The 2,446-nt window shown below is 72.6% G+C and carries 1 protein-coding gene; it reads left to right on the forward strand.

The window, feature by feature from the left end:
• Positions 1-2,446, forward strand: a 2,446-nt coding sequence (locus VM95_RS37290) for an RHS repeat protein (protein WP_045705766.1), incomplete at both ends; no start/stop codon positions are given.

Below are 2,446 nucleotides of genomic sequence, written 5' to 3' on the forward strand. Positions count from 1 at the left end.
CTACACCGACCCCGAGTGCTCCCGGGTCAACAACCACATGCCGGCCTCCGAGGACACCAACTCGATGGCCTGCATCCCCGTCCACTGGTACCTGCCCGGACAGTCCGGCAAGGACCCGGTCAACGACTGGTTCGACAAGCCGCTCGTCAAGACCGTCATCGAACAGGACCTGGTCAGCACCCCCGCCGTCGCCCGCACCACCGAGTACACGTACGGCGGCGGCGCCGCCTGGCACCGCAACGACGCCGAGTTCACCGACCCCAAAGTCCGCACCTGGGACCAGTTCCGCGGCTACCAGACGGTCACCACGACCACCGGCAACGCCAACCCCGGCGAGGCCCCCAAGAGCCAGACCCGGATCACCTACCTGCGCGGCATGGCCGGCGACTACCTCGCCGACGGCACCACGCTGCGCACCGTCCCCGACGTCGCCAGCCCGCTCGGCGGCACGGTGCCCGACAGCGCCCAACTGGCCGGCCACGTCGTCGCCACCGAGAGCTTCGACCAGGCCGGCGGCAGCGTCACCGGGATCTCCGGCGCCACCTACAACGGCCAGCAGACCTCCGCCACCCACGCGCAGAGCGCGGGCGCGCCGAAGGTCTACGCCTGGCAGCCGAACTCCCAAACCACCGGGATCGCCAAGGCCAAGCTGGCCGACGGCAGTTGGCGCACCACGACGACGGTGACGACCACCGAGCCGGCCAACGGCAACCGCATCGTCAAGGTCGACGACCAGGGGGACGGCACCGCCGCCACCCCCGAGACCTGCACCACCAGCGCCTACGCGACGAGCGACAACGCCATGAACCTGGGCCTGGTCGCGGAGAAGACCGTCTTCCGGGGCTCCTGCTCCGGCACGGCCACGGCGGCCACCACCCTCACGGCGACCCGCACGCTCTACGACGGCAAGCCGTTCAAGCAGGCCGGCTCCGCCGGTGACCCGACCAGCACCCAGGCCCTCGACCGGTTCGACGCCTCCGGCAACCCCGTCTACGCCCACACCGGCAGCGGCACCTTCGACGCCTACGGGCGCTCGCTGAGCACCGCGACCACCGACGGCTCGACGTACGACCGCAACGGCGCCCGGCTGAGCGCCCCCTCGGTCACCCCCGCCGTCAGCACCACCGGGCTGAGCCCGGCCTCGGGCCGACTGCCGACCGAGGTCCGCACCACCGGCCCGCTGGGCGCCGGCTGGACGGCCGTCGCGACCCACGACCCGGCCCGCGGCTCGGCGCTGACCAGCACCGACGTCAACGGCCGGGTCACCACGGCCCAGTACGACCCGCTCGGCCGCGTCACCGCGGTGTGGGCGCCCGACCGGCCCACCACCGACCTGCCGAGCAAGCGCTTCACCTACGGCCTGTACGGCGCCTCGGCGCCCGCCACGGTGAAGACGGAGACGCTCAACGACGGCGCCACCACCTTCTCCGCGAGCATCCAGATCTACGACGGCCTCGGCCGCCCGCGCCAGACCCAGAGCACCAGCGCCGCCAAGCCCACCGGGCGTCTGATCACCGACACCGTGTACGACACCCACGGCTGGGTGATCAAGAGCTCCGCCCCCTACTACGAGCAGACCTCCTTCCCCACCGAGGCGATCTTCGTCCCGGCGGCGGACGGGCAGGTGCCCGGCCAGACCTGGAACACCTACGACGGCAGCGGGCGCCAGGTGCGCGCGGAGTTCCGCTCCAACGGCAACCTCCAGTGGGCCACCAGCACCGCCTACCCGGGCGCCGACCGCGTCGACGTCACCCCGCCCTCCGGCGGCGCCGCGACCTCGACCGTCACCGACGCCCGCGGCCACACCGTCGCGTCCTGGCGGTACAGGACGCCCGCGCCGACCGGCAACCCGGCCGACGCCGACGTCACCGGCTACGCCTACACGCCCACCGGCCTGACGGCGTCGCGGACCGACAGCAGCGGCAACACCTGGAGCTACGGCTACGACCTGCGCGGCCGCGAGACCACCGCGACCGACCCGGACACCGGCACCAGCACCACGTCCTACGACGCCCAGGGGCACATCGACCACACGGTCAACGCCGCGGGCACCACCCTCGCGTACGCCTACGACCTGCTCAACCGGAAGACCGGCGCGTACAGCGGCAGCGTCGCACCCGCCAACCAGCTGGTCTCCTGGACCTACGACACGCTCGCCAAGGGCCAGCTCACCTCCAGCACCCGCTACGTGGGCGGGGCGAACGGCGCCGCGTACACCAAGGCGTTCACCGGGTACGACACCGCCTACCGCCCGCAGGGCAGTTCGGTGACCATCCCGTCCAGTGAGGGCGCGCTGGCCGGCACGTACACCACGGGCCTCAGCTACAGCGGGGTGCTCGGTGTCCCGACGGGCATGGACATCCCGGCCGCCGGCGGCCTGCCCGCCGAGTCGGTCAGCTACGGCCGCACCGTCACCGGCCTGCTCACCTCGGAGAGCAGCCTGAAG

The organism is Streptomyces rubellomurinus, from assembly GCF_000961885.1.
GTDB lineage: Bacteria > Actinomycetota > Actinomycetes > Streptomycetales > Streptomycetaceae > Kitasatospora > Kitasatospora rubellomurina.